The organism is Gynuella sunshinyii YC6258, from assembly GCF_000940805.1.
Classification (GTDB): domain Bacteria; phylum Pseudomonadota; class Gammaproteobacteria; order Pseudomonadales; family Natronospirillaceae; genus Gynuella; species Gynuella sunshinyii.
Genome location: NZ_CP007142.1, coordinates 2,394,846 through 2,419,792 on the forward strand (window position 1 = coordinate 2,394,846; position 24,947 = coordinate 2,419,792).

Genomic DNA, 24,947 nt, shown 5'->3' on the forward strand with positions numbered 1-24,947 from the left:
AATGAAAGATAGACTGTTTATATGGTTTCAGTACCTTGCCCCGCAACATTTGATTTCCCGTGTTATTGGTTTTTTTGCTGACCGACACGTGCCCTGGCTGACGGTCAGGGTTATTCGATGGTTTGCCGAGCGGTATCAGGTAGATTTGAAAGATGCGGTGAGTGCGGATTTGCACAGTTATCGGACGTTTAATGAGTTTTTTACCCGTGCACTGAAACCGGAAGCCAGGCCGTTGGCCGAGCAAAATGATTTATGGGTTTCTCCGGTCGACGGCCGTATCAGTCAGTATGGTGATATCAATGAAGGACGAGTCGTCCAGGCCAAAGGGCAGACATATTCTGTAATGGAGTTATTGGGTGGAGACGAGCAGCTGTCGGAGCAGTTTGCATCCGGAAAATACATGACAATATATCTTTCCCCTAAAGATTATCATCGTATCCATATGCCGACGGATGGAAAATTGGAGAATATGGTATTCGTCCCTGGAAAACTGTTCAGTGTTAATCAGGTGACTGCTGATCATGTGCCTCGTTTGTTTGCCCGTAATGAGAGGGTGGTTGCTGTGTTCGATACACCCGATGGAAAGATGGCCATGGTGCTGGTTGGGGCGATGGTTGTTGCAAGCATTGAAACCGTTTGGGCCGGCATAGTGGCGCCAATAACACGCAAAATTTTGCGGCGTGACTATCCTGAAAAACAGGTAACACTTGCCCGGGGTGAAGAAATGGGGCGTTTTCGTCTGGGCTCTACGGTTGTTCTGTTGTCCGACAATACATCGACTCAATGGTCAAAGGAATTCAGACCTAATGGTGATATTCGCCTTGGAGAGAGCCTGTTACAGTAATTTTAGTGGCCATTAATGGTTGCAGTAACAGCAGGTTCCGGCGTTGCTACGCAGGCCGGGTATTAATGTATCGCGAGTGCTTGTCAGTCCTGGTTAAGGCCTGTATGCTCGCCCCCTCTATAAACACCGGAATATATGTCTTTGGTAACTATGTCTGAATCTTCAAATGCAACAGTGATTAAAAAGAAACTGACTCCGGAACAGCGGAGTAAAAAAAGGGAAGCTGCCAAAGTTGCCGTGGAGCTTTTGTCTGAGGCATATCCGGAGGTCTTTGATCTCAAAAATCCCCGTCCTTTGAAAATCGGTATCCATGAGTCACTGGCTGAAGACGGCAAAGTTTCAAAGACTAAGATCAGGCGGGCACTATCGGCGTATGTTCGGCACTATGCTTACTTGAGCTGTCTGAAAGAAGGTGCAATGCGAATTGATCTTGACGGGTCTGAAGTGGCTCCTGTAAGTGCCGAAGAGGCCCAGCATGCGACTGAAAAGGTGGCTGAGGTCGAAAAGATACGCCAGGAAAAGCAACAGAAATACGAACAGCGCAAGCAGGCTCAGGTAAGACGCAAGGAAAAAGAAAAGCGGATTTCCCAGAAGCTGGAAGCGTTGGTGGCTAAATCAACCAGCGTTAAGAATTAGTGATTTAACCGATCATATTTATGCCTGATTTAATTGGTCAGGCATTCTCCCAGGAAAAACTCAGCACTTCTTTGATGTTTCTGCTGTGACAGGCAATCATGATCAGTCGGTCAATACCCATAGCGATACCGGCACAATCGGGCAGGCCATTTTCAAGAGCATCCAACATCAGCTTATCAACAGGCACAGGTTGTTTGCCCATCTTCACGCGCCGGCGGTTGTCGTCGTCAAACCGATCTTTCTGTTCCTTGGCGTTCGTTAGTTCCCAGTAGCCGTTGGCAAGCTCCATTCCTTTGAAAAAAATTTCAAACCGGTGTGAAACCTTTTCGCCGTCGGGATCTGTCGTCTTTTTCGCCAGTGCTGCCTGTGATGCAGGGAATCTGTGTAGTACGGTAAATTGGTTTGGATTAAATCCAGGCTCAATGACAATGGATATCAGCAAATCAAGACAGTCGTCACGGCTAAAATTATCTGCTTCAGCCCCAGCGTATTGGTGACATAGTTGTTTCAAGGCAGATAGTTCGGCGGTCAACGGGTCTACTTGCAAATAAGAAATAAAAGCATCCCGGTAACTGATAACCTGAGTAGAATGCTCGCCCGTGATGCAACTGATCAGCGCAATCGCTTCCTGCCACAGCTGTTGGTCCGTGTATCCAGGTTGATACCACTCCAGCATGGTGAATTCCGGATTGTGACGCTTACCGGCTTCGTCCTGACGGAAGACCTTGCAGATCTGAAAAACGGCCCCGCTTCCTGCTGCTACCAGGCGTTTCATGGGGAACTCTGGCGAGGTCTGCAAAAAATGATCATTGACTCTGAAAGAATCCAGGTGAGGATCCGTTGCTGCGAATTGCGAGAGTATAGGGGTTTCCACTTCCAGCACCTGGCGGTCCTGAAAAAAATTGCGGATCTTGTTGATGATCTGGGCGCGGATGACAAGGTTTTGAAGAGGTGCAGTAGGTTTCCAGGCGGTCATAATTTATCACATAGATAAAGAATATCGGCAGGGTTTATTGCGGCCCTGCCGACTGCATGAACAAGTCAGTCCTGCTTGGCGCGACTGACATATTCGCCACTACGAGTATCCACGCGGATGATTTCTCCGGTTTCAATGAACAGAGGGACTCGGACGACAGCGCCTGTGCTCAACGTGGCTGGTTTTGATCCGCCTTGTGCGGTATCACCCTTCAGGCCAGGGTCAGTCTCTGTCACTTCGAGTTCTACAAATTTCGGTGGCACTACCGAGAGAATTTGCCCATTGAACAAAGTAACCTCAAACACATCCTGCTCTTTCAGCCAGTCTTTGGCTTCCTTAATGGCATCACTGCTGGCAGCAAGTTGCTCATAAGAACCGTCTGTTTTCATGAAATGCCAGAATTCACCGTCGGTATATACATACTCCATATCGATATCGAGTACGTCTGCCCCTTCCAGTGATTCACCGGATTTAAATGTCCGTTCCCAGGTACGTCCGGTCTTCAGGTTTTTAAGTTTGACGCGGTTGAAAGCTTGACCTTTACCCGGTTTGACGAATTCGTTTTCGACAATACTGCAGGGCTCTCCGTCCAGTAATACTTTGAGACCACCGCGAAATTCGTTGGTAGAATAATTAGCCATCTGTTAATCCAATATGGTTATTAATTTTTTTCGTTAGCCAGAAATTAAGGGGCGCTATGATACCTGTTTATGATCAAGCTGTGGAAATATTAAATTGGCGAGATCAATTGAAGGAGATGTTTCGCACTCCCGAAGCTTTATTGTCGCATCTGAATCTGGCTGCAGATCAGAACCATTCAGACCTGCTTGGCTCGGTTGTACAAGGGTTTTCCCTGAAAGTAACGCGACATTATGCCAGCCTGATGCGGAAAGGTGACTGGAATGATCCGTTACTGCTGCAGGTTTTACCGCAGATTAAAGAATTGGATGTCCATCCTGGATTTGTTGCTGAGCCTTTGCAGGAACACGAAGCTATGGTACTGCCAGGGCTTATTCATAAGTATGCTGGGCGAATACTATTGGTCTTGGGAGGTGCCTGTGCGGTCAATTGTCGTTACTGTTTTCGTCGTAATTTTGATTATGCCGATCAGGGGCTTTCAGATGCATCAACTCCTGCAGTGATTGAATATATTCGCAATGATCCCAGTATTACTGAAGTGATTCTTAGTGGTGGAGACCCATTGTTGTGGCCTACCCGCCGGTTGAAATCGCTGACTACGGAGCTTAGTGCCATTTCGCACCTGAAGACACTGAGGGTTCACAGTCGTGTGCCTGTAGTACTTCCAGATCGTTTGGATCGTGAGTTTTGCGAATGGTGGAATGCTTTACCGTTAAAAAAAGTCATGGTGTTGCATGCCAATCATGGCAATGAGTTCTCTGACCAAATGCACCGGAACCTTAAACAGCTTGCTCAGACAACACTGTTAAACCAGGCGGTATTGCTGGCAGGGGTGAATGATAATGTTCCCGCTCTGACAGAACTGTGTCAGCGAGGTTTTGAGATGGGGGTTTTGCCCTATTATCTGCATTTGCTGGACAAAGTCAGAGGTGCGGGGCATTTTCTGGTGACGGATCAAAAAGCGCGGTTGTTGATGGAACAGTTATCCCATAATCTTCCCGGCTATCTTGTACCTAAGCTGGTAAGGGAAGTTCCTGGAGAGCTTTCAAAAACCCCGATCAGTTAGCTAGTCATATGGCAGTTTTGTACAAGTCTGCTGATATGTGACTATACTAGACGTAAAGATCGATAAGAAATCTGACATGTATCCCTGGATTGGTTCAGTAACTATATGTAGATTAGTAAGTTTTCCAACAGCTTGATAAGTCTTGAATTAGTATGCTAATAGAAGGTTTGCATGGATAGCCGCCAGGATAAACAATATTTGCAGGTACCGAGGCAGACTCTGACCACCTTGTCTTTCTGTGAACCGACGGCAAGACAGTTGAATGCGTGGGTAAGCAGTTTGCCGATGGCCAATATCGGTGAAACGGCGCGTCAGCTTTACCATGCAGTCATTGAGTTCAACCAACTTCGGTTATCCGACCAAAGCCGGTTTGAGTTGCTGGAGTTAGTTCGTGGGCCGATTTATTACATCTGCAACGCGTTAAACAACCGTTATCTGTTGCAAACAGTGGTGCTGGATGAAAATCAGCGGAAGATCGCTAATCTGGCTCAGGCACTGCAAACCCATCTGGCGATTGGCTATAAGATTATTCTTGCCGAGTTCATGAACAATGGAACTGGTAAGGCAAAAGAGATTGTTTCCAAATCTCTTCATCGGGTTCTGGCGGACATCGCGCCCAATATATTACGATCCTATCAGCTTTATTTGCGTACACCTCCGGGCATTTGGCGCGAATTGCATCAGTTGTATCAGTTTTCCGTTGCTTATAACCTCACGCACTATCAACTTGCTGATGACATGTCGGTCAGTGATCAAAAACTGTCCGTTAAAGAACTATATTGCCGGACCTTATTGTTGGGCACATGTCAGCCTAATCAGTTGCATCAGCGTGATTTGTCTGAAGTGTATGGTGCCCTGGAGTTATGGGCCTCCGATGTTCAGATTGAGGATGTTGCGGATGAGCGTTCCACTTTAATTATTAACCCTGAATCCGATTCCGGACCGATATACAGGCACTTGCTCAAACCCCAGACTTTGTCTGATTACATGGGGCTGAATACCACTGCGTTGGTCAGAGCATTGCATGCGTCCCAGAGTTCCGGTGCCAGTAATGGCAAGGGTACTGGAACCAGTGGTTTTAGAGTTCCTGAAGGTATCAGTGCTGTATTGATAAACCATTTGATTCAGTCATGGGGAGGAATGAAGCAGCGAACTTTCAGTCGCTCTCCAGCTGCCGGAGAAGTGGAGATAGCGGTGGGGCTAATTGCATCCCATTACCATCTGTCTGGTCAGGTAGGGTTTTATCAGCAGCTTTATCATTCCCAGGGAGGATATGGAAACAACCCGTTTATAGGATCCAGTGCGGTTCATTTTGATATGACCGAACACAAAACCCTGAGGGAACATCAGGATGTCTGGGAAGAATCTTTTGACGCCGGGAGAGCAACACGTAATGACATTAATTCCAACAGCAAACCTCTGGATTTTGGCGGTGATAGCGCAATAGATGTTCCTCGGGACGCAGAGGAAACCCCACCGAAATATATTGTTTCTCTGGTGAATACCTCTCCCAGAGGATATTGCGTAAGGTGGCAGCAGAGTTTGGCCGCGAACGTTCAGACCGGTGAAATCATTGTTATACGGGAAAACAATGCGAACCGCTGGAATCTTGGAATTATCCGCTGGATCAGACAGGCAGCCAAAGAAGGTGCTTTGATGGGGGTGGAGTTGATTGCGCCGAATGCCAGACCCAGTGCAATTCGTCTTCATAACAAAACCGGCCAGCATGGTGATTATATGCGTGCGATGATCATTCCCGAGATCAGACAGATTGGTCAGCCAATATCCATTATTGTGCCAAGGATGCCATTTCAGGTTGGTCATAAAGTTGGGTTGAATATCGATGGTCGGGAAGATAAATATCAGTTGATCAAACGTTTACAGGGAACGTCAGCATTCAATCAATATCAAATTAAGTCGTCTGAAAGCAAACCGTTAAATCAGGACAAGTCAGCAACAGATGATGATGGTTTCGAATCCCTGTGGCGCCAACTATAAGTAATTAATGGTCGAATAACGGCATTATGTACCACTTTTGGGAATCGCTTTTGGAAAATTTTTCTTACGAGTCATATACTATGTGGCCGTTTATCTGAAATTTCTGGGGCTTTGTCAGAATGAGCACGTCGTTAGATGATCCAATTCAATTACTGATTCTTCATGATACTCAGAATGAAGCGGAGCCTCTGATTAACCTGTTCAGAAACTCAGGTCAGATTGTTCGGTCGGTTTTTGTTGCTTCCAATGAAGAGCTGGTGTCTTTGGTACGTGATTCGTCCTGGGATCTGGTATTGGCCAAATGGGATACCGAAACTGTCGACGTGCCTGCCTGTCTGGATGCTATCCGTCATTCAGGAAAAGATATTCCCTGTGTTGTTCTTCTGAGTAGCTATGCTCCTGATCTGGTCAATAGCGCAATTCGCGCCGGAGCAACTGATATTGCTGTTGAGTTCCAGGAAGATCACATTTTAATGGCCTCGATGCGTGAGGTTGCTGCTCTTAAAGTACGACGTAGGTTGCGCGAAACGGATATTAACCTGCGCGATTCAGAACAGCGTGTCCAGCTACTCCTTGAAAATTCCAAAGATGCCATTGCCTATGTTCATGAAGGTATGCACATTTATTCCAATGGTACCTATGTTGAGATGTTTGGTTATAGCGAATCGGACGATCTTCTTGGGATTCTGTTTATGGATCTTATTGAAGAAGAGAAACAGCAGGAGCTGAAAAAGTGTCTGAAAGTATATTCAGACGGAGCAAAAGAGTCTCTGGACTGTAATGTAGTCCATGAAAATGGTGAACAGTTTCCTGTCCATATCGAATTTTCCGGTGCGTCCTATGATGGAGAACGCTGCATTCAGGTTATTATCCGAACCACACAGGTCGATGCTGAGATCAGAAAACAGCTGGAGGATATGAGTACCCGGGATCTATTGACCAATCTCTACAACTATCAATATTTCATGAATCATCTGGGAGCGGCTTACCAGCAGGCTGTTCACTCTGGCCGGAATTCAACTATTCTCTATGTACATCTGAATAATCTTGTCAGTTTACGTTCTCAGGTTGGTTTGGCTGGAGCGGATATTGTGTTGACTGACATCGCAACAGTGCTTTCCAAGTTTGAAATTCCCAATGGTTTATTGGCTCGCATCGCTGATGATGCTTTCGCATTTAATATTCTTGGTCAGGATCTGGAACTGGCAAATAAACTGGCTGCCAAGATACGTAAAGCGGTCCAGGAACACCTATCTGAGGTAGATGGCAGAACAGTTCAGACCAAATGTAGTATAGGTATTAGTCTGGTTGACGAACAGTGTGCCAGTGGTGGTGAAGCACTGACTCATGCTCACCAGGCTGCTGAACAGGCGCAGAAAAAAGAAACCGGTATTAGTTATTTTGATAAGACTGATATCCGTAATGTTGCTGACGATAACCTGGGGGCTCAGGTTTCTCATGCGCTGGCCAATGATGGATTCAAGCTTCTGTTCCAACCTATTATCAGTTTGCGGGGTGATGCCAGAGAGCATTACGAAGTGTTGTTGCGACTGGTTGATAAAAATGGACAGGAAGTGTCGCCCTTGGAATTCCTGCAAACTGCCCATGCTATCAATCAGGCCGGACGCATTGACCGCTGGGTTGTGCAAAATGCACTTAAAGATCTTTCTGTCCATCGTCAGTCTGGTAGTGATACACAGATTCTGATCAATATCACTTCTGCTTCTATCAGCGATCCCACCTTTTTACCTTGGGTTAACTCTCAGCTAAAAGAAAACCGGGTGCCGGGTAATGCTGTCGTGTTTCAGATTAGTCAGGCGGATGCTGTTGCTTATTTGAAACCTGCCAAAGCCTTTAGCAAAGGGCTGTCATTGTTACACTGTCATTTGTCTATCAGCCACTTTGGACAGATGCAGGAAGACATGAATATTACCAAGCATCTTGATATCAGCTACATTAAGTTTCATCCGGATTTATCAATAAACCTGGAAGATCAGGCTGTTCAGCAGCGCCTCGAGACGATTGTGAAACAGGTGCAGCAGCATAATATTGATACCATCGTGCCTCATATTGAAAGTGCCACTATGCTGGCACTGTTATGGCAGGCAGGGGTGAATTATATTCAGGGATATTTGCTGCAGGGACCAGTTGCAGACATGAGTTACGATTTCAGCGATGAAGGCGAAGAGCAGGCTGTTTAATGCTCTGACAAGGTTGGTGTCATGGTGTTATCTTCTATCATCGCCTGAATTAAACCTTCCCGAATGGCTCCCTGGGAAATTTTTAAATAACTGAGGTGGGCATGTTTAAATGCCTGCTGCATCAGAATGAACCCTGCACAGAAAACCGCCGTTCGTCGCTGATTGAGTCCTAGATAACTGGCTAACTGTTGGGTGTTATTGCAACGCAGAATGCCTTCTCTCATTTCGTCCAGAGCCTCGTGCGTAATTTCTCCATCGGAAAGGTCTCGATGCTGCATGGCCCAACTGATGGCTTTCACACTGCCGGAAGTACCAAACTCGCTGTTCCATTGGAATTTTGTCAGAGGCTCAATGCTTTGTTGCAGGCGTTTACTGGCGTAGGATTCTGCCAGGGCAAACTGCTCACGATTGATGGTTCCTGAGAGAAAGAATTTCTGGGTTAAGGAGATACATCCAAGTTCTATGCTGACTGTGTGTAAGGGGCGATGACCATTACCAACTATCAGCTCTGTGCTGCCACCACCGATGTCAATAACAAAACGGGAGTCATCGGGAAGGGGATAGCTGACACCCCGGTAAATATATTCTGCTTCCTGATCCCCGCTCAAGACCTCAATAGGAATTCCCAGCGCTGATTGAGCCTGTTGCAGGAACTGTGTGTCATGACGCAACCTTCTGAATGTAGAGGTACCAACTGCACGAATATTATGCTGAGGGATGTTGCGAATGGCGCGATGAAAGTTTTCCAGACACTTCAAAGCCCTCTTTTTGACATCAGGTCTGAGGCTTTTTGAACGCGTATCAAAGCCTGCCGCCAGGCGGACAATTTCTTTTTTGCAATCTGTCCAGACGAGCCGGTTTTCACGTTTGGTCATAATGACCAGGTGAAAACTGACTGAGCCAAGATCTATAGCGGCGTAAAGTGAGTTCGATGATTTCATGCTTTCAGTTTATCCGTGGAGGGCGTGACTTGGCTATAGTGGAATGAATAGCATGCTCAAAGAAGTTGTCAGTCCGTAGAAATTAACCTGTTGAATTGTGTTGTATTGAGTATGTTTCCGTGTGGGTCGTAGCTGATTTCGGTGATTTCGACACATTCCTTTTGCCATATCAGAGCTGTACTGCAGCGGGTTCCATAGCCTTCCATATGAATAAATTCTGCTGACAGCAGGTGTTCAATCGAACGGTCTATCCCTGTTTCAGGTAGTTCTGTCAGCGGGGCAAGCTCCCTACTGTTTAGTAAACTGGCTAGAGTATTGGTAGCACCAGTCATTTCCATCCAGCGAGAAAGTTTTTTTCTGGCACTGACCACCTTGGGCCAATCGTTGGAGTCAAGTCCGGCGTTGCTCAGACCATGGAGGCCTGGTGAGATGATTAGCGGGGGGTGTTCTGAGCTGACATACCTCAATTCCCTGCCATCAAATAACAGCAGATTAAAACCGGAATACTGAGTACGATTTTGATAAACCTGCCGGCAATATTGATCAGCGGACAAGTCTGTGGTTAGAAATCCAGCGACAAGACCTCCCCGGCTAAGTGCTCCTGGTGCCCGGTAGCGAGGGTGGCGAATATTGGTTAGCGCCGCGAAATGACCTGTGTTTGTGTTGACCCCGAGCCAAGTACCGGATGCTTTTAGGTCACGACCGGCAATAATTCCAGGTTGATCACTCCATTGATCCATATATTGAGTGGGGCGATTAAAGTACTCATCCCGATTGGCAACCATCACCAGCGGTCTGTCTGAATCCGGTTGCCAGTCAAAAGCGATCAGGCACATATGGGCGTCAGAGCGCCTGGGAGTGTAGCGCCAGTCGGTTGCCTTCTGAATCAAGTACGACCGAACGGTATCCGAAAGGTTCTATCGCGTGTGTGCCGCGAAGAATAGTGCCACCGCACCCCGGAACCAGTGCTTCGGCGGCTTTCAGTCGTCCTTCAACGTTCCAGTAGACAATGATGCCTTCGCGGCTGGGCTGTTCGTGCTCAGAGGTAAAAAGACAGGCACTGACCTGACCTGGCCGATGTTCGAAAACAGCGATAGGGGAGTCACTGCTACGGTGGCGGAATTGAACATCGAGTACTTTGCTGTAGAAGTGCATGGCTCTTTCGAGATCTTTGACCGGGATATCAGCCCATATAATGGAGCTCATAGTGTCAGCCTCCTTAAATCCGATAAGTGGTTTTGGTCATGACCCTGGCGATCAGACTCATGCATTGTTTGACTTGTACAGGATAGTCCACGCCACCGGATTGAAGTGCGACCGTCGCATGTTTCTCTTCGTCTTCCAGCATTTGTAACAAGATGGCCCGGCTTTTTTGGTCAGATTCCGGAATTTGTTGGAGATGACTTTGCAGGTGCTTGCAGACTTGTTCTTCCGTTGCGGCAACAAAACCAAGACTGTATTTATCTCCTATGAGCCCGGCAACAGCACCGATGGTAAAAGACAGGCCATAAAAAGCAGGGTTTAACAGGCTGGTTTTGGCATTCAGTTGTTTAAGCCTTTCTTCACACCATACCAGGTGATCGATTTCCTCATCGGCAGCCTGTTCCATGGTGGCACGAACATCTTTTAGCCGTGCGGTAGCCGCCTGGCCTTGGTAAAGCGCCTGGGCACATACTTCCCCGGTATGGTTGATACGCATTAGACCGGCAATATGTTTGCTCTGTTCGGGGCTGATCTCCTCACTGCTACAACGGTCGGCGGGATTGGGTTGATGACTTTGATTGGAAAAAGGTACCAGTGTTTTGAGGGCCTTATCAAAACTGGCGATCGCTTTATCGATAGGGGTATGACGCCGCATCATAATGTTTGCTCCAGACTGTGATTGGATAAAGCATTAAACAGTACTTGCTGAAACTGCTTTTGAGTAACTGGTTTAGTCAGCAGGAATTGAATTCCGGACTCTTTCAGGACAGGATCGTCCTCGCGGATATCCATTCCGGTCATCATGATGATAGTCATGTCTTTACGTATCTGATGATCACTTTGAATACGTTGTGCCAGCTGAGTTCCGGTCATCTTGGGCATTTGATGATCAAGAATGACAAAATTATAGCCGTTGTGAAGATGGTATTGCGTGTGCAGTTGAGCCAGCGCTTCCTGAGCGGTAGCCACGGCATCCACTCGGATTCCCCAGGAGGTTGCCTGATGTTCTATAACCTTTCGACAGGTCATGTTGTCATCCACGATAAGCATCCTTAAACCATGCAGGCTTTGTTGGATAGGCATGCTGTTATCAGCGATGTGTACCGAGGGCATTCGAATCGTAAACCAGAAGGTGGTACCGAGATTTTTTTCACTGCTGACCCCCAGCTGGCCGCCCATTGCTTTGATGATGCGGGAACAGATCGGCAGACTGATGTTAATGGTCTTGTTTTCCGGGTCGCTGTCGAATTCGAACAACCTTTCACAGCGTTCACGGGGAATACCGATACCGGTATCGGTGATCCGAAAACGAATTTCGTCCTGTTGACTGCGACTGACCTGCACCAGCACCTCACCTTTATCCGTATGTTTTACGGCATTATCAATAATGGTGCGCATCACTTGTTCAAGCAGGCTGGGGTCTCCTTCCAGGTGATTGGGAACTGACGGATGAATGTCAGTGATCAATTCCACACCCTTTATGCTTGCCATTCTCGCTTGAATGACGGTTATTTCGTGCAGAAAGTCCTGAAGATCAATGGTCTGGCGATCCAGTATCAATTGATTGCTCAGTATGCGGCTGAGAGCCTTAATTTCATTGGCGGTTGCCAGAAGATCCTGGCCGGAGTTCTGAATGGTGCTTAGAAAATCCAGCTGGTTGGCAGATAGTGAGGTTTCGCTCAGTAGTTCAGACATGCCCATTACCCCGTTTATGGGGGTTCTGAGATCATGATTGATTTTTTGCAGTAACTGCCAGTATGCAGTACCGGTAAAGGGGGTTGGAGAGGTATGTAATTCACGATGGTGTTTTGAGGCTGGCAGTTGAGTCAGGCCATACACCAGAGCCATCAGGTTTAACAGACTGAATATCTTGGTTGACCAGAAAGTGGTGGAAATGGATCCGGTTAACCCCATTACTGAAGCAATGATGATCGCAACCAGTATCAGGTTTGCCGCAGCGGCAACCAGAAAGGCTTTATTTTCTCCACCGGCAATGCGCATCAGCATGATATTGGCAATGATCAGACAACAGCCGAGTAACACCAGTGTTACGTACAGAAAGCTGAAACTGAGAGGGTAGAGGGAGTAGATGGCGATGACCCCGGCCCCCACGGCCATCGATGACCAGATTTTGCCTGCACGCACGGACCAGTCCGGTAATCCCAGTCGGTAAACCAGCAGTACATACAGAGCAGTGGCAATAGCCGCGAAACTGTTTTTGATCAATGGATCGATCAGCGGATAGTTAATCCAGATTGCGAAGTAGCCCGACCAGCCCAGGTGAAATATGGTCAGGCAGATTCCGTAGGCCATGACCAGTAGTTGTATTCCACGATCTTTAGTGCTTGGCAGTAACAGTATGACCAGACTGAATACAAACAGTATGACCAGTAGAACATTGGTCATCAGATCAACACGTCTGGAGAGCTGCTGGTATTCATGTTCTCCCATTACACTCAAATCGAGGTTCATGGGATCAAGGTTAGAGACTCTGAAGAACAGCTCGCCTTCTCCCGGCGGGAAAACGACCGGCAGCGCGTATATGGTGCCGACAATGGGTCGATCAGAATACTTCACTGAGGCACCGGTTGATTGTATTGGCAGTGGTCCGCTGTTGCGGTCAAACTGGTCCACTCGGGCTGCAGCATGTGTATCTGTTACCAGAATTCTGTGTTGATTAATACCGGTATCATTTTCGTAGCTTAACCGCAGCCAGATAGCGGCCATTTGGGTATTTGAGGAGATCAGGTCGCTGTGAGTCGGGGTGAATTCGTAATATTGATCGCCAATGATCTGCCGAAAAGACAGAAATCCATTTTTGTCCTGGATATAGTCCATGATCGCAGTGACATCTTGGGCCTCAGTTTCGTGGCTGATTTTGAGTTGGGCACTCAATAAGTAATGACTGTTAAACAGAACCAGGACAAAAAATATTAATTGTTTCGCTGAAGACATGAATCTTCCACAGGTTAATGATTCATCCCGGATTATAACCTAAGGCAATACAAGGAAATCTATGCCGGGATGAATGAATTTACAGGGTCTGTGAAACTATGTCCTAGGAATTGCGTTGAATTGCCCGATAGCCGATGTCTGTCCGATAGAAAACATCCTTCCATTGGATGGAGTGTACGCTTTCATAGGCCACTTTCTGTGCTTCGGCCACTGACTCTCCCAGACCGACTGCGCAGAGTACCCGACCACCGTTGGTGACCAGCTGATTCTGTTCATTCAGACTGGTGCCGGCGTGAAAGACCTTACTGATCGGTGTGGCAGACGGAATGCCGGTAATGCCAAGGCCTTTTTCGTAACTGTCCGGATAACCACCGGCAGCCAATACCACTCCCAGTGCTGCTCGGTCATCCCAGTCTGCTTGAGTTTTATCCAGCTTTCGTTCGAGGCAGGCTTCGCAGAGTTCCACCAGGTCACTTTTCAAGCGCATCATAATGGGCTGGGTTTCCGGGTCACCAAGGCGGACATTGAACTCCAGTACATTTGGTGTACCGTCTTCAGCGACCATGATGCCTGCATACAGGAAGCCGCTGAATTCATTGCCTTCCGCTTTCATGCCTTTGACGGTAGGCACAATCACTTCCTGCATGATGCGCTCATGAATTTCCGGAGTGACTACCGGTGCTGGACTATAAGCGCCCATTCCTCCGGTATTCGGGCCTTTATCTTCATTATCACGGGCTTTATGGTCCTGCGAGGATGCCATTGGCAGAGTGTTTTCTCCATCGACCATAACGATAAAGCTCGCTTCTTCACCGGTCAGAAACTGCTCGATGACAACTCTGGCACCGGCATCGCCAAATTTGTTGCCTGCCAGCATGTCTTCCACTGCGGCAATCGCCTCGGCTTCCGTTTGGGCCAGAATAACCCCCTTTCCGGCTGCCAGACCGTCGGCTTTAACGACGATTGGAGCGCCTTTGGCGCGAATAAAGTCAATGGCAGCGGGGATTTCGGTAAAGACCGAATAAAAGGCCGTTGGAATATGATGGCGGGCCAGAAAGTCCTTGGTAAATGCTTTTGACCCTTCAAGTTGAGCCGCCGCCCGGGTTGGACCGAAACATTTCAGCCCTGCCGTACGAAAATGATCGACAATGCCGGCGACCAGAGGGACTTCCGGACCAACGATGGTCAGGTCAATATTGTTCTCCCTGGCTGCATTGACAAGGCCATCGAAGTCCAACACGTCTATAGGCAGGTTTATCATGTTGGGTTCCGCTGCTGTACCTGCGTTGCCTGGTGCTACAAAAACGGTATCCACTTTAGCTGACTGTCCTGCTTTCCAGGCCAGTGCGTGTTCCCGGCCACCTGAGCCGATGATGAGTATGTTCATGCTGTCCTCAGACTTTTAATGACGGAAATGTCGCATGCCGGTCAATACCATGGCGATGCCGTGTTCATTTGCAGCGGCGATGACTTCATCGTCCCGCATTGAGCCGCCCGGTTGAATCACTGCTGTGACACCTGCTTCTGCCGCCTGATCGAGACCATCCCGGAAGGGGAAGAAGGCATCGGAGGCCAATACCGATCCCTGAATCTGCAGGTTCTCATCCTGGGCTTTAATACAGGCGATTTTAGCGCTGTAAACTCGGCTCATTTGCCCTGCGCCCACTCCGACCGTCATGCCGTTTTTGGCGTAGACAATCGCGTTGGATTTAACGAATTTGCAGACTTTCCAGGCAAACAGTAAATCTGCCAGTTCGGTACTGTCAGGGTGGCGCTGAGTAACAACTTTCAGGTCTTGTTCGGTGACAATGCCCATATCCCGATCCTGCAGCAGCAATCCCCCATTGACTTTTTTATAATCAAAGCCCTGGTCCGGTGCGTTCCAAAAGCCACATTCAAGCACTCTGACATTTTTCTTGGGCGCAAACGCCGCCAGTGCCTCGGCACTGATTTTGGGTGCAATCACGACCTCAACAAACTGACGTTCAGCGATGGTGGCGGCGGTTTTGCCATCCAGTTCTCTATTAAAGGCAATAATTCCACCAAATGCAGAAGTCGGGTCAGTTTTGAAAGCTTTGTTATAAGCTTCCAGGAGATTTTCTGCGACCGCAACACCGCATGGATTGGCATGCTTGACGATAACGCAGGCTGGTGTCTCAAATGACTTGACGGTTTCCAATGCAGCGTCTGTGTCGGCAATGTTGTTAAACGAAAGTTCTTTACCCTGTAATTGTCTGGCACTGGACACACTGGCTTCAGTCGCGTTGGGGTCAATATAAAAGGCTGCCTTCTGGTGGGGGTTTTCACCGTAGCGCATGGTCTGGGTTTTTATAAACTGCGCATTGAAGGTCCGTGGGAAGGTCTCTCTGGCGTCGGTGCTCAGGGTTTCGGAGGTCAGGTTAATCGTGCCCAGGTAATTGGCAATCATGCCATCATAGGCGGCCGTATGTTCAAAGGCCTTTAATGCCAGATCGAAACGGGTTTTCAGAGTGGTACCGCCCTGTTGTTTGAGTTCCGCAATAACTGTTTCGTAATCACTGTTATTAACCACAATCGATACCCAGCGATGGTTTTTGGCTGCAGAGCGAACCATGGTCGGGCCACCGATGTCGATGTTTTCAATTGCGGTTGCCAGATCACAGTCTGGTTTGGCAACTGTTTCTTTAAATGGATACAGGTTGACGACGACCAGGTCAATTTGACCAATATCGTGGGCGCTCATGATGTCCTGATCCTGGTCTCTGCGCCCGAGTATGCCGCCATGAATTTTGGGGTGCAGGGTTTTGACCCGGCCATCCATCATTTCTGGAAAACCTGTGTAGTCGGATACTTCGATCACATTGATGTGGTTTTCCTGTAGTAACCGGAACGTACCTCCAGTAGAGAGTATCTCGACACCGAGTTCCGTCAGATCTCGGGCAAAATCAACGATTCCGGTTTTATCTGATACGCTGATCAGGGCTCTTTTGATGGGTTGCAGATCCTGGGACATGGATTGGGACAGCTCCTTACCAATTGGTCAAATTTTAGGGTTACATAAATACAAAAAGGCGACACGAGGGTCGCCTTTAGTGATTCGCTGGCTTTTTATAACAGGCCATACTGTTTCAGTTTTTTCCTCAGAGTACCACGGTTTAATCCGAGTACCTCTGAAGCGTGGGTTTGATTATTTCTGGTGAATGCCATAACTGCTTCGAGCAAGGGCGCCTCTACTTCAGACAGTACCATGTGATAAACGTCTTTGACGTCTTCACCGCCCAGTTGCGAGAAATAGTTTTCCATAGCTTTTTCCACGCTGTCTCTGAGGGTCGGATGCTGAGTGCTTTTTAAAGAGGCAGGCTCATGGCTCTGACTGCTATTTTCCAGGGTATCGATGCTCATGCTGCTATTTCCTTTGCCATTTCCAAATATTGAAAAAATGAATCTAAAAAGTGGAGCTGGTGCTCAATCTGGTCGATTCTATTGAATTTCCGAATGAATTCTTTGCCCTGGGGCAGTTTATTCAGATACCAGCCAACATGCTTTCGGGCGATCCTTGAGCCCATGTAGTCGCCGTAAAATGAATACAGGGCATTCAAATGGCCTTTCATTGTAGCGCAACGGGTTTTGTGATCTGGCAACTTAAAGTCCTGCTGTCCTTTCAAGGCATACTGAATTTCCTGAAAGATCCATGGATTGCCTTGTGCGGCCCGGCCGATCATCAACCCATCACATTGGGTCAGCTCCAGTACTTCCAGTGCTTTGGTGCCTGAATCAATGTCTCCGTTGGCAATGACGGGAATGCTCACGGCCTGTTTGACTCTGGCGATCGTGCTGTATTCCGCGCTGCCCTTAAATTTGTCCTCTCGGGTTCTGCCATGTACCGTCAGCATCGATATGCCGTTTTTTTCCGCTATAGATGCTATGTTTTCGGCGTTTTTATGGTCATTGGACCATCCGGTACGAATCTTGAGCGTCACTGGTACAGATACTGATTCGGTGACAGCCTGAAGGATATCGTTCACCAGCTTTTCATCGCGCATCAGCGCAGAACCAGCCTCTTTCTTACACACTTTCTTGGCCGGACAGCCCATGTTGATGTCTATGACCTGGGCTCCCATTTGCTGGTTTTGACGAGCTGCTTCTGCAAGAGAGTTAGGGTCACCGCCTGCAATCTGAATAATTCTGGGCATGACTTCCCGGTCATGCTGAAGTCGCTGAGCACTTTTTCTGGTTTTCCATAACCGGGTATCTGAAGTGACCATCTCACCAACGGCTATGTCGGCTCCGAGCTCAAGGCACAGTTTTCTGAATGGCAGGTCTGTGACTCCGGCCATTGGTGCCAGTAACAATGGTTGGTTGAATGTAAACTGCCCAAGCTGGAACACAAGGTACCTATATAAAAAATGAAAAAGCATGAAAAGCCCGTTCCTGCTAGCGGATGGTATCCAGTGAAAACGGGGGCGACATAATACTGGGATGTTTCAACAGGGGAAAGAGTTCAGGTTAATTTTTAGCCTGTGATTCCCTAAAACTGATTGTGTAATTAGTCGCAGCTTCTCCTGGATTTGAGATAGCCAGAGCGATATGGATTGGTGTATCGCTGGGCATCATCTGAGCCCCGGCTGCCTCTCCGCTCAGGTATTGCGCGGGAGTAAATGCTGCATCGGCAACCAGTTTGCCATTAAGGTCCGTAAAAGAAAGGATAATATCCGGGTATCTTTGTTGAAATGGGGCCTGATTGACAAGGATGGCATCAACAATAAGACCGTTAGGATTTTTAGGGTGCTTACGAACAATAATATTGCCGGTTTTGATTTTCTGTATATCTGTTTGAGGCGGAAGTTGGCACCCGATGATGTCACATGCCTTGGCGTAATATGGTCGCCATTGGTCCGTTTTGGCCCAGCTATCAAACTTCATCCAGGCAAATTGACCGATTCCCACCATTATCAAAAGGATAGATAGCACTGCGTACAGAATTTTACGGGCATGGCCGGAAGATTCTGTAAAGTCCAGGTCGAGGGGATCCGTGTCAATGTGTTCGACCAGTTTGGATTGGCTGTTTGCAGGTTTGGCTGAGATTTGATTGTTTTTGCCAAAGTCAGCAGTTAAAAAGTCCTCTTCTTCATCAATTGCACTGAATTTTGGTTCTTTGGGCTCAGGTGCTTTCGGTTGGGTGAGAGGCTTTTTCTTTTTGACGGGCGCTTTGCTTTTGCCTGGCTCATCCATCATAGACAGGCTGTCGGCCGAAATATCGTTCAAGTCATTCTTTTCCGGGCCTTGCTCCATTTCCTCAAGCATTTTCATGGCCCAGGCTTCGTCATCGCTGGTCGTTTCGGTTTCTTTGGGCTCAGGTCTTGGATGATTAAAACCACTGTCAGCGCTAATGTTGCGAAACTCATCACTCAACTCGCCCAATCCATCATCAGCTTTTGTACTACTTAATTCATCCAGTTGATCACTTTCGGGATCATCTTCGAAAATGATGTCGTCGTCATCTTCATCAAGGGGGCCATGAGCATCATCCACGAATAAAAAGTCAGAATCGTCATCTTCTTCAAATTGAGAGGCCTGATGGGTTGAGGCGGTTTTGAACGACGGGCGCACAATTTTATTTTCGGGGATATCAGGTGTGTCGCTACTGCCGGATGGTCTTCTCAGGTCGGTAGCATTGACAGATTTTTTGACAGATTCGGAAATTAAATGATTTTTAGCGCTGAATACGCGAAGACAGGCACCGCAACGAACTGAACCATTGGCTGCTTCAAGGTGCTGATCCGTCACCTTAAACGTTGTTCCACAGTGTGGACATTGTGTTATATATGATTCAGCCATGTTTGAGTAAACCCACCCCGTCATTCAATTATGCCTCGATATTCATATTTACATGAATAAGTAACGTTGAGAACTTAATGCTAATTCTAATTGTAAGACGATATAAAAACCACGTTTTGGCAATATTGGTATTTATAGTAACTGTTTTATTCAGTAATACGTCGTACACCGTTGAGTCTGACCCATCCTTCCTTAGTTGCGTAGGGAGAAAACTCAATCCAGGGGGCATAGCTGAGCATGATGCTATCCACGTGACGCTCAAACAGTCCTGACATGGCAATTAGTCCTCCAGGCTTAACACAGTCGGCTATCACGGGTGCCAGTGTTATCAGAGGGCCGGCGAGTATGTTGGCAACGACGACATCTGCCTGTTGAGGAGGAAAGTCATCGGGCAGATAAATTTCAACTCTGCTGTCTTCAATATGATTGCGTCTTGCATTATCTCGGGTGGCAATCAATGCCTGCGAATCATTGTCTACCCCGATCATGTGGCGTGCACCGAGAAGTAATCCTGCTATGCCCAGAATGCCGGATCCGCATCCATAATCAATGATATCCAGATCGGTTAAGTCAAGGCTCTCCAGCCATTCGAGGCATAATGCTGTGGTTTGGTGGGTCCCTGTTCCGAACGCCAGTCCCGGATCCAGCATCAGGTTGGTTGCTGTTGGGTCAGGAACTTCTCTCCAGCTGGGGCACACCCATAAACGCTTGCCGAACTGAATTGGGTGGAAGTGGTCCATCCACGCACGTTCCCATTCCTTGTCTTCCAGGATTTCGCTCTTGTACTGTGGGAAGGTTTGGTTGTCCGCCAAAACCAAATGATTGCGTACATGATCGACAATCTCCTGCTCGACCACATTGTCCTCATATAACCCCATAACGATTGTATGCTGCCATAATGGCGTAGAGCCCTTTTCGGGTTCGTATACGGGGGTGTCGGCAGCATCCAATAGCGTGACGGATGCACAGCCGGACTCCAGTAGCAGGTCTTCAATCTCGGCAGCCTGCTCAGGAGATGTAAAAAATTTGATTTGTAGCCAGGGCATTCTTACTGCGGTTCCCAGTCAGAGTGGCCGATCACAGTTGGATCGGCCACATATTGGTTATTGCTCGGAGGCAAGTTTGTGTTCGAGATAATGAATGTTGACACCACCCTTTTTAAATTCAGGGTCGCGTACCAACCTCATTTGTAGTGGAGCATTGGTTCTGATGCCTTCAATAACCAGTTCGTCCAGAGCCACACGCATCCTTTCAAGGGCGGTTTCGCGGGTATCAGCGAAGGTTATCAACTTTCCAATCATGGAGTCATAGAAAGGAGGGATTCGATAACCTGCATACAGATGGGAATCCCATCTGACGCCAAGACCTCCAGGCGGATGAAAGTGCTTGATTTCGCCTGGACATGGCATGAAGGTCACCGGGTCTTCAGCATTGATTCGACATTCGAAAGCGTGTCCATGAAACCTGATATCTTCCTGTTGAAGTTCCAGTGGGATGTTGGCTGCAATCTTTAACTGTTCTTTGATGATATCAATACCGGTGATCATTTCAGATACCGGATGTTCAACCTGAACCCTGGTATTCATTTCAATGAAGTAGAAACCACCATCTTCGTATAGAAACTCAAATGTACCTGCACCACGATAGTTTATTTCTTTACAGGCGTTAACGCAGGCCTGTTGAACTTGTTTACGAGCCTTTTCGTCAATGTTCGGTGCGGGTGCCTCTTCAAGTACTTTCTGATGACGGCGTTGTAGAGAACAGTCACGATCACCAAGATGTATGGCATGGCCTTTGCCATCAGCCAGCACCTGGATTTCAACGTGACGAGGATTTTCCAGGAATTTTTCCATATATACGGTGCCATCACCAAAAGCTGCTTGAGCTTCTGATTTGGTAACGTTGATCGAGCCAAGTAACTGGTTCTCTCTGTGAACCACTCGCATACCTCGACCGCCGCCGCCGGCTGCAGCCTTGATAATCACGGGATAGCCTATCCGCTCAGCAATCTGCAGATTGGTCTCGTCATTGTCACCCAAGGGTCCACCCGAACCAGGAACAGTTGGTACACCAGCTGCTTTCATGGCATCAATTGCGGAAACTTTATCGCCCATCAGGCGGATGGTTTCCGGTCTTGGTCCGATAAAGATAAAGCCGCTTTTCTCGACTTGCTCACAGAAGTTGGCATTTTCTGCCAGGAAGCCATAGCCAGGATGAATCGCATTGGCATTGGTGACTTCGGCAGCAGCAATAATAGCGGGAATATTGAGGTAGCTTTCCATTGAGGAAGCTGGGCCTATACAAACGGACTCATCTGCCAGTTTGACGTGCTTAAGGTCGCGGTCGGCTGTTGAATGTACGGCAACCGTTCGAATGCCGAGTTCTTTACAGGCGCGAAGAATTCGCAGGGCGATTTCTCCGCGATTGGCTATCAGTACTTTTTCCAGCATTTGGGTGCCCTCAGACAATAGTGACAAGGGCTTGTTCGAACTCTACCGGCTCTCCGTTATCAACCAGTATGGCTTCAATCGTTCCGCTCTTATCTGCCTCTATCTGGTTCATCATCTTCATGGCTTCAACAATACAAATGGTGTCGCCTTTTTTGACTGTTTGACCTACTTCGATAAAGTTAGGGGAGCTGGGGGAGGGGGCTCGGTAGAATGTTCCGACCATTGGGGATTTCACCACGTGACCTGATAACTCTTCTGATTTTGCCTCGCTGGCCGGCGTGCTTGCCGCTGGTGCAGCAACAGGAGCTGGGGCAGCAGGTGCTGGGGCCTGCATTACGTATTGTTGTGGTGCAGCCTGTGCCAGCTTGGAGCTTCTACTGATGCGAATGGACTCCTCTCCTTCAGAGATCTCGATCTCGTCGATGCCTGATTCTTCCAACAGTTCGATAAGTTTTTTTACTTTTCTAATATCCATAGTAAATAAGTCCCCATACAAATTATGGCTTGTAGTTGAATTTTTGATTATTGGTGCTACAGCGAATCCGCCTCTGTTCACCGCTACCGGGAAGGAATAAGGGAGGTTAAAACAGTCGCCCTGACCTTCCTGTTTATGTTCGTTTTTGGTGGGTTGCTTCCTGCTCCACTACATTACAAAGTTGGTTATGACTATGTGCTCAGTCAGTTCTGTTTCAGTGCCTGATCAATATATCGAATGGCAAACAGATAACCTTGTGACCCAAGGCCACAGATGACACCCGTGGCAAGGTCAGAAAAATATGAGTGTTGTCTAAACGGCTCACGTTGGTGGACGTTAGACAGATGAACCTCAATAAAAGGCACATTTGTAGCAGAAATTGCATCTCGAATAGCCACGCTGCTGTGAGTAAATGCGGCTGGATTGATGATGATGTAGTCCACAGGGGTAGAGAAATGTTGGTGTAATCGCTCGATAATTTCCGCTTCGGCATTGGACTGAAAAAATTCGATTTCATGACCCAATGTTTTTGCCAGTTCTTTGCAGTTGTTAGAGATGGATTCAAGTGTTTCAGTGCCATAGATATGCGGCTCCCTAACACCCAGCAGATTTAGGTTGGGGCCGTTTACAATCAGAATTGTTGCCATTTTAAGACGGTTTCTCAAGTGTATATTTGCTGCAGCACGCTAGTTTGGTGTTTTAACAGTGCAATGTCTATAGCCAGGGTGATATCAATACGCAATTGCTGTTGTTTTAGCGAAGTTCGCAACATTTTTGGAAAAATTAACTGGTTGGCTGGATGAGATTTGTTGCCGGAATATGGAATGCAGAATCGATTACTTGTTAATGGAAACAGGCTGTATGATAGGAGCTCCAAAGAAGGATTGGTCGTATATAGTAGAACCCTTCGCGGTTGATCTTCGTCCAAACAGGCGCTATCTAGTGTATTAAGCGGTCTGGTCCGTAACTTGTTTGTGCTGGCGCATGGTCTTTGTAAGTCGGTAATACAGGAAAGGGCTTCATTCAGTTTTGTTAATAAGGCAGGGATTATGAATTTTAAAGCGAGTTTGTCAGCCATGTGGGCCAGGTTGCCCTTAAATGGCATTGTTAAAACCGTGCTTGCGGTTATCGCATTGTATCTTCTGATTGCCCTGGTTCTGGGTATGTATTGGTCTAATGCGCCGGATCTGTTCGATGTCAAGGATAATGCCAGGGAGTATGCTCAGGCTCATAATCAGAATGTTGTCGTTGGGTACACTACTGTTGCAACCTTGCATCGATTGGCTTCCAGCCTGTTGGACAAACCGGGTGGATATCTGAGTAACGATGTAACTCCCCCGGGTGTTTGGCTGGATAACATGCCTAATTGGGAATTTGGAGTATTGATACAGGTGCGGGACTTGTCGCGTGCATTGCGCAAAGATATCGCCCGTTCTCAATCCCAGTCCAAGGAGGATCCGGATCTGGCACAGGCTGAACCTGCATTTAACTTTCAAAGTGACAGCTGGATATTGCCCGCTACTGAAGGAGAGTACCGTTCGGGTATTAACTACCTTGAGGCATACATGGACCGGCTTGCTGATCCCTCAAATTCTCAGGCCCAGTTTTATGCTCGCGCAGATAATCTGCGAAACTGGCTGACAGATGTAGAAACCCGGTTAGGATCCTTGAGTCAGCGTCTCAGTGCCAGTGTTGGTCAGGTACGTATGAATACCGATCTCGCCGGAGATGCTGCCGCCGAGCAGTCTACCGGAGCGGCTTCTCAGGAATTAATTAAGACCGGATGGTTTGAGATAGATGATGTATTTTATGAGGCTCGTGGTACTGCCTGGGCTTTAACAGAAATTCTCAGAGCAGTGGAGGTGGATTTTGCTTCGGTGCTGGAGAAAAAGAATGCGCTGGTCAGTTTGCAGCAGATCATCCGGGAGCTGGAAGCTACGCAGGAGACTATATGGGCACCAATGATTTTGAATGGATCCGGTTTTGGGCTGGTGGCGAATCATTCATTGGTAATGGCCAACTATATTTCCCGGGCCAATGCCGCCATCATCGATCTTCGTCGTTTACTGGAAAACGGGTAGCTAAATCACGATTGAGTTTTCGGGGGCTTTCAGGCCCCCGGGATGGCTGGAAATAACTGTGCTTAGCCTTTGTAAGCGGCGGCAGCAGCCATGATCATTTCACGGGCTTTGTCGATGTTGTCCCAACGATCCACTTTTACCCATTTGCCTTTCTCAAGGTCTTTGTAGTTTTCGAAAAAGTGCTGAATCTGATTTCTCAGTAACTCTGGCACATCATCAATGTCGTTCATGTGGTCATAAATGGTAGTCAGTTTCGAGTGCGGCACGGCAACCAGTTTGGCATCGCCACCGGCTTCGTCACTCATCAATAACACTCCCAGCGGACGACAACGAATAACGCTGCCAGGTATGACGGGATAAGGAGTGATGACCAGTACATCCAGCGGGTCTCCATCATCTGCCAGAGTCTGGGGAATAAATCCGTAGTTGGCCGGATAGAACATGGGAGTTGCCATAAAACGATCAACAAATACAGCATCAAAATCTTTTTCAATTTCATATTTGATGGGATCGTGATTAGCAGGAATCTCGATTACCGCATAAAAATCGTTCGGAAGTTCCTTGCCTGCCGGGATGCTGCTATAGCTCATTATAAATCCTCTGTTTGGTTAATTCGTGGTGGCCGATTATAGAGAGGACATCGGCAATGGCAACGGAAGAGTCCT

Annotated in this window: 23 protein-coding genes and 1 pseudogene; 6 read left to right on the forward strand and 18 right to left on the reverse strand. The window is 47.7% G+C overall.

Annotated features, from left to right (window positions below):
* Nucleotide 1 precedes the first annotated feature (1 nt).
* Nucleotides 2-844, forward strand: coding sequence for an archaetidylserine decarboxylase (gene asd / locus YC6258_RS10355; RefSeq protein WP_044616921.1), 843 nt, complete (start codon nt 2-4; stop codon nt 842-844).
* A gap of 150 nt (nt 845-994) precedes the next feature.
* Nucleotides 995-1,480: a ProQ/FINO family protein gene (locus YC6258_RS10360; protein WP_044616922.1), complete on the forward strand. Its 486-nt coding sequence runs from the start codon at nt 995-997 to the stop codon at nt 1,478-1,480.
* 37 nt (nt 1,481-1,517) lie between these two features.
* Here the strand turns inward: YC6258_RS10360 and epmA are convergent, their stop codons facing one another.
* Together epmA and efp are read right to left on the reverse strand one after the other, a co-directional pair.
* On the reverse strand, nt 1,518-2,456 hold the full coding sequence (gene epmA, locus YC6258_RS10365; RefSeq protein WP_044616923.1) for an EF-P lysine aminoacylase EpmA: 939 nt from the start codon (nt 2,454-2,456) through the stop codon (nt 1,518-1,520).
* A gap of 65 nt (nt 2,457-2,521) precedes the next feature.
* Nucleotides 2,522-3,097, reverse strand: a complete 576-nt coding sequence (efp, locus tag YC6258_RS10370) for an elongation factor P (RefSeq protein ID WP_044616924.1) — start codon at nt 3,095-3,097, stop codon at nt 2,522-2,524.
* A gap of 80 nt (nt 3,098-3,177) precedes the next feature.
* Between efp and epmB the strand changes: the two genes are divergently transcribed.
* The 3 genes from epmB (at nt 3,178) to YC6258_RS10385 (ending at nt 8,360) form a co-directional block, all read left to right on the forward strand.
* Nucleotides 3,178-4,161, forward strand: coding sequence for an EF-P beta-lysylation protein EpmB (gene epmB / locus YC6258_RS10375; protein WP_245627035.1), 984 nt, complete (start codon nt 3,178-3,180; stop codon nt 4,159-4,161).
* Between the two features lie 171 nt (nt 4,162-4,332).
* The gene (locus tag YC6258_RS10380; protein WP_044616926.1) at nt 4,333-6,159 is read left to right on the forward strand and encodes a hypothetical protein; all 1,827 of its coding nucleotides are present in this window, start codon (nt 4,333-4,335) and stop codon (nt 6,157-6,159) included.
* A gap of 119 nt (nt 6,160-6,278) precedes the next feature.
* A complete protein-coding gene (locus tag YC6258_RS10385) occupies nt 6,279-8,360 on the forward strand; it encodes an EAL domain-containing response regulator (RefSeq protein WP_044616927.1) in 2,082 nt (693 codons plus the stop codon).
* Here the strand turns inward: YC6258_RS10385 and YC6258_RS10390 are convergent.
* The 15 genes and pseudogenes from YC6258_RS10390 to aroQ all read right to left on the reverse strand — a co-directional run bounded on the left by YC6258_RS10390 (nt 8,357) and on the right by aroQ (nt 22,848).
* Nucleotides 8,357-9,301: a Ppx/GppA phosphatase family protein gene (locus YC6258_RS10390; protein ID WP_044616928.1), complete on the reverse strand. Its 945-nt coding sequence runs from the start codon at nt 9,299-9,301 to the stop codon at nt 8,357-8,359. The genes YC6258_RS10385 and YC6258_RS10390 overlap by 4 nt on opposite strands.
* Before the next feature lie 68 nt (nt 9,302-9,369).
* Complete coding sequence (locus tag YC6258_RS10395) at nt 9,370-10,191, reverse strand: NRDE family protein (RefSeq protein WP_169748953.1); 822 nt, start codon at nt 10,189-10,191, stop codon at nt 9,370-9,372.
* Nucleotides 10,145-10,507, reverse strand: a complete 363-nt coding sequence (locus YC6258_RS10400; protein WP_044616930.1) for a VOC family protein — start codon at nt 10,505-10,507, stop codon at nt 10,145-10,147. The genes YC6258_RS10395 and YC6258_RS10400 overlap by 47 nt, the downstream gene beginning before the upstream one ends.
* A gap of 13 nt (nt 10,508-10,520) precedes the next feature.
* Nucleotides 10,521-11,162, reverse strand: a complete 642-nt coding sequence (gene coq7, locus YC6258_RS10405) for a 2-polyprenyl-3-methyl-6-methoxy-1,4-benzoquinone monooxygenase (RefSeq protein WP_044616931.1) — start codon at nt 11,160-11,162, stop codon at nt 10,521-10,523.
* Nucleotides 11,159-13,459, reverse strand: a complete 2,301-nt coding sequence (locus YC6258_RS10410; RefSeq protein WP_044616932.1) for an ATP-binding protein — start codon at nt 13,457-13,459, stop codon at nt 11,159-11,161. The genes coq7 and YC6258_RS10410 overlap by 4 nt, the downstream gene beginning before the upstream one ends.
* A gap of 103 nt (nt 13,460-13,562) precedes the next feature.
* Entirely contained in the window at nt 13,563-14,846 is a 1,284-nt protein-coding gene (gene purD / locus YC6258_RS10415; protein WP_044616933.1) for a phosphoribosylamine--glycine ligase, read from the reverse strand.
* Nucleotides 14,847-14,861: 15 nt separating this feature from the next.
* Entirely contained in the window at nt 14,862-16,451 is a 1,590-nt protein-coding gene (gene purH, locus YC6258_RS10420) for a bifunctional phosphoribosylaminoimidazolecarboxamide formyltransferase/IMP cyclohydrolase (RefSeq protein WP_044616934.1), read from the reverse strand.
* 95 nt (nt 16,452-16,546) lie between these two features.
* Entirely contained in the window at nt 16,547-16,840 is a 294-nt protein-coding gene (gene fis, locus YC6258_RS10425; RefSeq protein WP_044616935.1) for a DNA-binding transcriptional regulator Fis, read from the reverse strand.
* A complete protein-coding gene (dusB, locus tag YC6258_RS10430) occupies nt 16,837-17,856 on the reverse strand; it encodes a tRNA dihydrouridine synthase DusB (RefSeq protein ID WP_044616936.1) in 1,020 nt (339 codons plus the stop codon). The genes fis and dusB overlap by 4 nt, the downstream gene beginning before the upstream one ends.
* Nucleotides 17,857-17,944: 88 nt before the next feature.
* Nucleotides 17,945-18,970, reverse strand: a complete 1,026-nt coding sequence (locus YC6258_RS10435) for a DUF3426 domain-containing protein (RefSeq protein ID WP_245627036.1) — start codon at nt 18,968-18,970, stop codon at nt 17,945-17,947.
* A gap of 195 nt (nt 18,971-19,165) precedes the next feature.
* Nucleotides 19,166-19,300, reverse strand: a pseudogene (locus YC6258_RS31320) (MJ0042-type zinc finger domain-containing protein); the annotation flags it as partial.
* A 122-nt stretch (nt 19,301-19,422) separates the two neighbouring features.
* Complete coding sequence (prmA, locus tag YC6258_RS10440) at nt 19,423-20,322, reverse strand: 50S ribosomal protein L11 methyltransferase (RefSeq protein ID WP_044616938.1); 900 nt, start codon at nt 20,320-20,322, stop codon at nt 19,423-19,425.
* 57 nt (nt 20,323-20,379) lie between these two features.
* The gene (gene accC / locus YC6258_RS10445) at nt 20,380-21,726 is read right to left on the reverse strand and encodes an acetyl-CoA carboxylase biotin carboxylase subunit (RefSeq protein WP_044616939.1); all 1,347 of its coding nucleotides are present in this window, start codon (nt 21,724-21,726) and stop codon (nt 20,380-20,382) included.
* 10 nt (nt 21,727-21,736) lie between these two features.
* Nucleotides 21,737-22,201, reverse strand: a complete 465-nt coding sequence (gene accB / locus YC6258_RS10450; RefSeq protein WP_044616940.1) for an acetyl-CoA carboxylase biotin carboxyl carrier protein — start codon at nt 22,199-22,201, stop codon at nt 21,737-21,739.
* 203 nt (nt 22,202-22,404) lie between these two features.
* A complete protein-coding gene (gene aroQ / locus YC6258_RS10455; RefSeq protein ID WP_044616941.1) occupies nt 22,405-22,848 on the reverse strand; it encodes a type II 3-dehydroquinate dehydratase in 444 nt (147 codons plus the stop codon).
* 402 nt (nt 22,849-23,250) lie between these two features.
* On the opposite strand from aroQ, the gene YC6258_RS10460 reads away from it, so the two are divergent.
* A complete protein-coding gene (locus YC6258_RS10460; protein WP_044616942.1) occupies nt 23,251-24,282 on the forward strand; it encodes a DUF2333 family protein in 1,032 nt (343 codons plus the stop codon).
* A 62-nt stretch (nt 24,283-24,344) separates the two neighbouring features.
* On the opposite strand, the gene ppa is transcribed toward YC6258_RS10460, so the two are convergent.
* Entirely contained in the window at nt 24,345-24,872 is a 528-nt protein-coding gene (ppa, locus tag YC6258_RS10465) for an inorganic diphosphatase (RefSeq protein WP_044616943.1), read from the reverse strand.
* Between the last annotated feature and the right edge of the window lie 75 nt (nt 24,873-24,947).

Excerpts from the sequence above, each read along its gene's own strand:
- epmA (WP_044616923.1), bottom strand. The coding sequence starts at position 2,456 with ATGACCGCCTGGAAACCTACTGCACCTCTTCAAAACCTTGTCATCCGC.
- dusB (WP_044616936.1), bottom strand. The coding sequence starts at position 17,856 with ATGCTTTTTCATTTTTTATATAGGTACCTTGTGTTCCAGCTTGGGCAG.
- ppa (WP_044616943.1), bottom strand. The coding sequence starts at position 24,872 with ATGAGCTATAGCAGCATCCCGGCAGGCAAGGAACTTCCGAACGATTTT.
- YC6258_RS10385 (WP_044616927.1), top strand. The coding sequence starts at position 6,279 with ATGAGCACGTCGTTAGATGATCCAATTCAATTACTGATTCTTCATGAT.
- YC6258_RS10410 (WP_044616932.1), bottom strand. The coding sequence starts at position 13,459 with ATGTCTTCAGCGAAACAATTAATATTTTTTGTCCTGGTTCTGTTTAAC.
- purH (WP_044616934.1), bottom strand. The coding sequence starts at position 16,451 with ATGTCCCAGGATCTGCAACCCATCAAAAGAGCCCTGATCAGCGTATCA.
- purD (WP_044616933.1), bottom strand. The coding sequence starts at position 14,846 with ATGAACATACTCATCATCGGCTCAGGTGGCCGGGAACACGCACTGGCC.
- asd (WP_044616921.1), top strand. The coding sequence starts at position 2 with ATGAAAGATAGACTGTTTATATGGTTTCAGTACCTTGCCCCGCAACAT.
- YC6258_RS10380 (WP_044616926.1), top strand. The coding sequence starts at position 4,333 with ATGGATAGCCGCCAGGATAAACAATATTTGCAGGTACCGAGGCAGACT.
- fis (WP_044616935.1), bottom strand. The coding sequence starts at position 16,840 with ATGAGCATCGATACCCTGGAAAATAGCAGTCAGAGCCATGAGCCTGCC.
- prmA (WP_044616938.1), bottom strand. The coding sequence starts at position 20,322 with ATGCCCTGGCTACAAATCAAATTTTTTACATCTCCTGAGCAGGCTGCC.
- YC6258_RS10360 (WP_044616922.1), top strand. The coding sequence starts at position 995 with ATGTCTGAATCTTCAAATGCAACAGTGATTAAAAAGAAACTGACTCCG.
- efp (WP_044616924.1), bottom strand. The coding sequence starts at position 3,097 with ATGGCTAATTATTCTACCAACGAATTTCGCGGTGGTCTCAAAGTATTA.
- accC (WP_044616939.1), bottom strand. The coding sequence starts at position 21,726 with ATGCTGGAAAAAGTACTGATAGCCAATCGCGGAGAAATCGCCCTGCGA.
- accB (WP_044616940.1), bottom strand. The coding sequence starts at position 22,201 with ATGGATATTAGAAAAGTAAAAAAACTTATCGAACTGTTGGAAGAATCA.
- aroQ (WP_044616941.1), bottom strand. The coding sequence starts at position 22,848 with ATGGCAACAATTCTGATTGTAAACGGCCCCAACCTAAATCTGCTGGGT.
- coq7 (WP_044616931.1), bottom strand. The coding sequence starts at position 11,162 with ATGATGCGGCGTCATACCCCTATCGATAAAGCGATCGCCAGTTTTGAT.
- YC6258_RS10390 (WP_044616928.1), bottom strand. The coding sequence starts at position 9,301 with ATGAAATCATCGAACTCACTTTACGCCGCTATAGATCTTGGCTCAGTC.
- YC6258_RS10460 (WP_044616942.1), top strand. The coding sequence starts at position 23,251 with ATGAATTTTAAAGCGAGTTTGTCAGCCATGTGGGCCAGGTTGCCCTTA.
- YC6258_RS10400 (WP_044616930.1), bottom strand. The coding sequence starts at position 10,507 with ATGAGCTCCATTATATGGGCTGATATCCCGGTCAAAGATCTCGAAAGA.